The sequence below is a fragment of the Jiangella ureilytica genome, assembly GCF_004348545.1.
Lineage (GTDB): Bacteria > Actinomycetota > Actinomycetes > Jiangellales > Jiangellaceae > Jiangella > Jiangella ureilytica.
The window spans coordinates 1-6909 of the sequence record NZ_SMKL01000132.1 but is presented as its reverse complement, the minus strand read 5'-3'; the positions used below and the strand labels follow the sequence as shown (position 1 = coordinate 6909).

The 6909-nt window shown below is 74.4% G+C and carries 5 protein-coding genes; 1 reads left to right on the top strand and 4 read right to left on the bottom strand.

The annotated features are described in order from the left end of the window. Positions 1 to 78: 78 nt before the first annotated feature. Genes E1212_RS28740 through E1212_RS28725 form a run of 4 tightly spaced genes read right to left on the bottom strand, consistent with a single transcriptional unit; the run spans position 79 to position 3668 of the window. A complete protein-coding gene (locus E1212_RS28740; protein WP_162605675.1) occupies positions 79 to 684 on the bottom strand; it encodes a response regulator transcription factor in 606 nt (201 codons plus the stop codon). Then, positions 681 to 1886 carry a sensor histidine kinase gene (locus E1212_RS28735; protein WP_238992527.1) on the bottom strand — a complete coding sequence of 402 codons (1206 nt, stop codon included), beginning with the start codon at positions 1884 to 1886 and terminating at the stop codon, positions 681 to 683. Before E1212_RS28735 ends, E1212_RS28740 begins: the two co-directional genes overlap by 4 nt. A 34-nt stretch (positions 1887 to 1920) precedes the next feature. Continuing rightward, on the bottom strand, positions 1921 to 2730 hold the full coding sequence (locus E1212_RS28730; RefSeq protein ID WP_131988918.1) for an ABC transporter permease: 810 nt from the start codon (positions 2728 to 2730) through the stop codon (positions 1921 to 1923). After that, complete coding sequence (locus E1212_RS28725) at positions 2727 to 3668, bottom strand: ABC transporter ATP-binding protein (RefSeq protein ID WP_131988916.1); 942 nt, start codon at positions 3666 to 3668, stop codon at positions 2727 to 2729. Before E1212_RS28725 ends, E1212_RS28730 begins: the two co-directional genes overlap by 4 nt. 152 nt (positions 3669 to 3820) lie before the next feature. On the opposite strand from E1212_RS28725, the gene E1212_RS28720 reads away from it, so the two are divergent. Further along, positions 3821 to 6832, top strand: a complete 3012-nt coding sequence (locus E1212_RS28720; protein ID WP_162605673.1) for a S8 family serine peptidase — start codon at positions 3821 to 3823, stop codon at positions 6830 to 6832. Positions 6833 to 6909: the final 77 nt, after the last annotated feature.

Here is a 6909-nt window from a genome sequence, read left to right as displayed (position 1 = left end):
GGGTCACCCCGCCCCGCGGATTAGGTCACCCCACCCCACCGGGCGGGATCTGCGAACTGCCGCGCCAACGGAAGCCGGTCAGATCCAGCCGTGGCGGCGGGCGACGTGGACCGCCTCGTGGCGGTTGGCCGCACCGAGCTTCGACGCGGCCGACGAGAGGTAGTTGCGGACCGTCCCCGGGGTCAGCGCCGCTCGGCGGGCGATCTCCTCGACCGGCGCTCCCTCGGCGGCCAGCTCGAGCACGTCGGACTCGCGGGCGGTCAGCGGGCTGTCGCCGGCGCTGATCGCCTCGGCGGCCAGCTCGGGGTCGACGTACCGGCCGCCGGCGTGCACCGTCCGGACCACCTGGGCCAGCACCGACGCGGACACCGTCTTGGGCAGGAACCCGCCGACTCCCCCGGCCAGCGCCCGCTTCAAGTATCCGGGCCGTCCGTGGCTGGTGACGATCATCGTCCGGCATCCCGGCACTTCGGCATGGAGCTCGGCGGCCAGCGCGATGCCGTCGCGGTCGGGCAGCTGCAGGTCCAGCACGGCCACGTCGGGCGCATACGACCGGGCCATGGCCAGCGCCTCGTCGGCGGTCGCGGCCTCGGCGACCACCTCGATGCCGTCCTCGAGCGACAGCAGCGCCCGCAGCGCGGACCGGATGAGGTTCTCGTCGTCGGCCAGCAGCACCCGGATCATGACGGCACCCGCGCGGCCAGCCGGAAGCGGTCGCCGTCGAGCCGCTCGGCGGTCAGCGACCCGCCCAGCTCGCCCAGCCGCTCCGCCAGCCCGGACAGCCCGGAGCCGGCGCTCTCACCGGAAGCCGAGCGCACGCCGTCGTTCACCATGGTCAGCGTGACACAGCCGTCGTCGCGCGCCACCGTGATCACGCAGGTCGAGGCGGAGCTGTGCCGCAGCACGTTCGTCGTCCCCTCGCGCGCCACCCAGCCGAGCACCGCCTGCACGTCGGGTGGCAACGGCGACACCTCGCCGACCACGCGGGTCGCGACGCCGGCCGAGCGCAGGACGGACCGCGCGCCGGACAGCTCCGTCGCGAGGTCGACCTCGCGGTAGCCGCGCACGACGTCGCGGACCTCGCGCAGCGACTCCTGGGCGATGTCGCGGACCGCCATCATCTCGTCGGCCGACTCGTCGCGGCCGCGCCGGGCCAGGGCGGCGGCGAGCTCGCTCTTGACGGCGATGACGGAGAGGTTGCGGCCCAGGATGTCGTGCAGGTCGCGGGCGAACCGCAGCCGCTCCTCGGCGACGGCGAGGTCGGCCTGCACCTGCCGCGACCGGTCCAGCTCGAACACGACGCCGAGCATCCACACCGACGCCCGGAACGCCGTCCAGCCGCCGAAGTACGCGAAGAGCGTCGAGAAGCCGGCGCCGAACGCGCTCTGCACCGGCCAGTCGCTCAGCAGCCCAGCGGCGACGACGGCGGCGGCGACCAGCACCATCAGCACCATGAGTGACGGACTCGCCAGCCGCGGCGTCAGTGCGCCGACCGTGACGCCGACGACCAGGACGAAGGCGAAGACCGTGACGACGCCGTCGCTGATGCCCGGCTCGGCCGGCGCGTCCCAGCCGAACACCGCGACCGCCGCGCCCATGACCGCGACGGTCGCGGCCAGCAGGCCCGCCGTCCACCGGTACGGCCACACCCCACGGCCGAGGTACCACTCGATGCCCGCCCGCAGCACCATGAACGCGACGGCGGCGTGGACGGCCGAGACGGCGACGAACCTCAGGACGGCCGGCGCGGACGGGCCGTCGGTGCCGGCCGACGTGATGAACAGGGCGACCAGCGGCTCGGCCGCCACCATCGAGTAGAGCGTCCCGCGGGTGTAGAGGTCGAAGCGCTGCAGCGCGCTGCGCTCCTCCCACCACCGGGTGACCATCGACACGGACATCAGCTTGTCACGCCGCCCGCGGTCAGGTCCGCGGCTCCCACCGGAACCAGCGGCGCAGCGCCCAGAGCCCGAGGACGATCCAGGCCACCGCGATGGCGGCGGGCTGCGCGGCCTCGCCCCAGCTCGCCGCGAACCCGACGGTGTCGCCGTCGGACGTCTGCCCGGTCAGCCCGAGACCGACGAGGTCGACGACGGGGCTCAGCGGGATGAACCGCACGACGGCCTGGGCGGTGTCGGGGATGTTCTCTGGCGCGGTCACGCCGCCGGAGAAGATCAGGCTGGCCATGCACAGGAACACCACCGGCAACGTGCTGACCTGCGCCATCTCGACGTTCCGGGTGAACGCCGTCGACGCGGCGGCCAGCAGCACGAACATCACCACGCCGGCCAGGACCGCCAGCACGGCCAGCGCCGCGTTGACCGGGACGTCCAGCCCGAACGCGATCGCGGCCACGATGGCGGTGAAGACGATCTGCGCGACGGCGACGACGACCGAGGGCAGTGCGGTGCCGGCCAGGATCTCGGCGTCGGTGAGCTCGCCGACCCGCAGCCGCTTGAGCACCAGGTCCTCGCGGCGCCCGACGTAGGCCGACACCAGGTTGTAGTAGACGACGTACAGCAGCGTGAATGCGGCCAGCATCGTCACGACGAGCGCGCCGAGCGGCAGGTCGCCGTTCTCGCCGAACCCGATGGCGCTCAGCCCGCCGACGGTGATCAGCGGCAGCACCAGGGCGGTGAACATCGCGGTCCGGTTGCGTACCAGCAGGCGCAGCTCCGCCGTCGCGATGGCGCGGATCCGGCGCATCGCGCCGGACGTCAGCAGCGTGTTCATGCCACCACCTCCAGGTCTCGGTCGTCCCCGGCCTGGCCGGCGGACGACGACGCCACCGCCAGGAACGCCTGCTCGAGCGACGCCGGCCGGGCCGACAGCTCGTCCAGCTCGACGCCCCGGTCGCGCGCCCACAGCAGCAGCTCGGTCAGGGTCGTCTGCATGGTGTCGGTGTGCACCTCGACCCGGCGTCCGTCGTCGACGACGAGCGTCCCGGCCAGCTCCGGCAGCTCGGCCACGGCCATCGCCGACGGCAGCGCGAACGACACCGTCGCCGGCTGCGACGCGACGACCTCGGCGACGGTGCCGGCGCGGACGATGCGCCCCTCGTGCATGATCGCCAGCCGGTCGGCCAGCTCCTCGGCCTCGTCCAGGTAGTGCGTCGTCAGCAGGACGGTGACGCCGTCGTCGAGCAGTGAGCGGACCAGCGCCCAGGTGTTGCGTCGGCTCTCAGGGTCCAGCCCGGTGGTCGGCTCGTCGAGGAAGAGCACCTCGGGCCGGCCCAGCACGGCGAGCGCGAGGTCCAGCCGGCCCCTCTCACCACCGGAGAGCTGTTTGACGGTGACAGCAGCGCGGCCGGACAGGTCGACCAGCTCGAGCGCCTCGGCGACCGGACGCGGCGCCGTCAGCGTCCCCGCCCACATGGCCGCCGTCTCCGTCACCGTCAGGTCGGCCGGGAAGCCGCCCTGCTGGAGCATGATCCCGATGCGCGCCCGGACCGCCGGGCGCTGCGCGTACGGGTCGTGACCGAGCACCCGGACCCGGCCGGCGCCCGGCCGGGCCAGCCCCTCGACGACCTCCAGCGTGGACGTCTTGCCGGCGCCGTTCGTGCCCAGCAGGGCGAACAGCTCGCCGCGCGCGACGGAGAACGTCACGCCCCGCACGGCCTCGTAGCCGCCGTAGCTGCGGCGCACATCGGTCACCTCGACGACGTCAGCCATTCCGGCCTCCTCGCGGTCCCGCGGATGGTTCGATCTGTCATGACTCCATCGTGACCGGTGCACGCGGCCGGTTCCGGTGGGCGATGTCACCGGCCTCGATGACCGATGCGGGGCCGGTCCATGACGAATGTCACCACTCCGGAGGACGCCCCGTGGCGCACCCGCCCCGCCGTACCCGCCTCGTCGTCGCGCTCGCGAGCCTCGCCGCCGTGGCCGCCGTGGCCGCCGCCGCGACCGCCGTCGCCGCACCGCGCGACCTGGACGCGCCGGCCGCGCGCGACTTCACCGACGGCTCCTACGTCGTCGTGCTGACGGGCCGGCCGGCCGCGATGTACGAGGGCGGGGTGGACGGGCTGGCCGCCACCGCTCCGGCCGACGGCGAGAGGCTGCGGTCCGGGTCGGGCGCGGTCCGCGCCTACCGGGCGCACCTGAGCGACGCACAGCGGGAGGTCGCGGCCACCGTCGGCGCCGACCCGCTGTACCAGTACACCGTCGCCGTCAACGGGTTCGCCGCCGAGCTGACGGCCGAGCAGGCCACCGCGCTCGCCGCCCACCCGCGGGTGCTCGCCGTCGTGCCCGACGTCCCGCGCGCCGTCGACACCGTCGCGTCGCCGGAGTTCCTGGGACTGACCGGCGACGAGGGCGTCTGGGCTTCGCTGGGCGGGGCGGACGACGCGGGCCGCGGCATCGTCGTCGGTGTCATCGACACCGGCATCTGGCCCGAGAGCGCGTCGTTCGCCGGCCCGGCGCTGGCCGACGGCCCCACCGGCGAGGCCGGCGTCGCGTACCGGACCTCCGAGACCGGCACGGCCGTCCTCAAGGCCGACGGCGAGACGTTCACCGGTGAGTGCGAGACCGGCGAGAACTGGCCCACCGGCCTGTGCAACGGCAAGCTCGTCTCGGCCCGCTACTACGAGGACGGCTTCGTCGCGAACGTCCCGCCTGAGCACCACGACCCGAACGAGCACATCTCGACGCGCGACGGCGACGGCCACGGCACCCACACCGCCAGCACGGCGGCCGGCAACCACGGCGTGCCCATGGCGGTGAACGGCCGCGAGTTCGGCTCGGGCTCCGGCATGGCTCCGGGTGCCGCCGTCGCGGCGTACAAGGTGTGCTGGCAGGACGACGACGCCGCGACCGGCGGCTGCTACCCGTCCGACTCCGTCGCCGCCATCGACCAGGCCATCCTCGACGGCGTCGACGTCATCAACTACTCGATCTCCGGCGCCACCGACACCCCGATGGACCCGGTCGAGCTGGCCTTCATGTCCGCGGCGTCGGCGAACATCTTCGTGGCGGCGTCGGCGGGCAACGCCGGGCCGGGCGAGGCCACCGTCGCGCACAACAGCCCGTGGCTCACCACCGTCGCCGCCAGCACGCACCAGGTCTACGAGGGCACCGTCGAGCTCGGCGACGGGCGGCGGTTCCGCGGCTCGATGATCAGCGACGTGGCCGTGACGGAGCAGACGCCGCTGGTCTACGGGCGCGACATCGCGGCATCGGGGGTCGACCCCGAGGAGGCGGCGCTGTGCGCACCGTCGTCGCTCGACGCCGGGCGCGCGGCCGGGGCCGTCGTCGTCTGCGACCGCGGCGTGTACGACCGCATCGCGAAGTCGGCCGAGGTGCACCGGGCCGGCGGCGTGGGGACGGTGCTGGGCAACCTGGCCGATGCCGAGACGCTGAACGCCGACTTCCACGTCATCCCGACCACGCACGTCAGGGCCGCCGACGCCGCGGTCATCCGCGAGTACGCGGCCGGCCACGGCGCCACCGCGGCCCTGCTGGTGGGCGACCGCACGGACCTGCCGCCGACACCCCGGCCGGTGCTGGCCGGGTTCTCGTCGCGCGGGCCGGCCCCGGCCAACGGCGGCGACCTGCTGAAGCCGGACATCTCCGCCCCGGGGGTCGACGTGCTCGCCGCCGTCGCACCGGGACCGCACGCAGGCAACCACTTCGACTTCGTCTCGGGCACGTCCATGGCCGCGCCGCACGTGGCCGGGCTGGCGGCGCTGGTCCGGGCCGCCGAGCCGGACTGGTCGGCGCAGGCGATCAAGTCGGCGATGATGACGACGGCGTACGACCTGGTGCTGGCGTCCGGCTCGCCCGACGAGGACCGGTTCCACGCCGGCGCCGGGCACGTCCACCCGACGCGCATCCTCGACCCCGGCCTGGTCTACGAGTCCACCGTCGACGAGTGGCTGGCGTTCATCGAGGGCACCGGCGAGGACACCGGCGTGCCGGGCGTCGAGGCGATCGACCCGTCCGACCTCAACCAGCCGTCGATCGCCGTCGGCGCGCTGGCCGGCCGGCAGACGATCACCCGCACCGTCACCGCTGTCACGCCCGGCCTGTACCGGGCGTCGGTGGACCTGCCCGGGTTCACCGCGCGCGTGACGCCGTCGATCCTCTTCTTCGGCCGGCCTGGGCAGAGCAAGACCTTCGAGATCACGCTGACCCGCACCGACGCGCCGCTCGACGCCTACGCGCACGGATCGCTGACCTGGCGCGGCGGCGGCACGACGGTGCGCAGCCCCGTCGTGGCCCGCCCGGTCGCCGTCGCCGCACAGCCCGAGGTCACCGGCACCGGCCCCGAGGGCTCGGTCACCTACCCGGTGACGGCTGCCACCAGTGGCGACGTCGACCTCACCCTGCACGGGCTGGTGCCGGGCGAGGTGAGCGACGGGTCACTGACCCCCGGCGAGGGCGCCGACCCCGAGGGCAACGCGTCGTCGGCGCTGGTGCCGTTCGAGGTGCCCGGCGGCACGACGCTGGCCCGCATCGAGCTCGTCGCGGGCCTCGACACGGCCGACTACGACGTCTACGTCTACGGGCCCGACGGCGCCGAGCTGCCGGTCAACGGCGCGACCGGAGCGGCCGGTGAGCGGGTCGACCTGACCGCGCCTGCGCCGGGGACCTACCAGGTGCTGGTGCACATGTTCTCCAGCCCCGACGGCTCGGCGGTCGGCTTCAGCCTGCGCACCTTCGCCGTCGGCGCCGACGCGGCCGGCAACGCGACCGTCACGCCCGACCCGCTCCCGGGCACCCCCGGCACCCCCACCGACGCCACGCTCACCTGGACCGGTCTGGCGCCCGGCATCCCCCACCTCGGCACCGTCACCTACGCCGGAACGACGAGCCTGACAGTGGTCGCCATCGACTAGAGCACGTGGCCGCGCCCGCTCCGCCCCACGGTCAGCCGCGCACCACACCCAGCAGCCGACGGTGACGCCCGCAGCGC

Bases quoted from the DNA above. Each gene is read 5' to 3' on its own strand.
- E1212_RS28735 (WP_238992527.1), bottom strand. From the start codon at position 1,886: ATGGTCACCCGGTGGTGGGAGGAGCGCAGCGCGCTGCAGCGCTTCGAC.
- E1212_RS28730 (WP_131988918.1), bottom strand. From the start codon at position 2,730: ATGAACACGCTGCTGACGTCCGGCGCGATGCGCCGGATCCGCGCCATC.
- E1212_RS28725 (WP_131988916.1), bottom strand. From the start codon at position 3,668: ATGGCTGACGTCGTCGAGGTGACCGATGTGCGCCGCAGCTACGGCGGC.
- E1212_RS28740 (WP_162605675.1), bottom strand. From the start codon at position 684: ATGATCCGGGTGCTGCTGGCCGACGACGAGAACCTCATCCGGTCCGCG.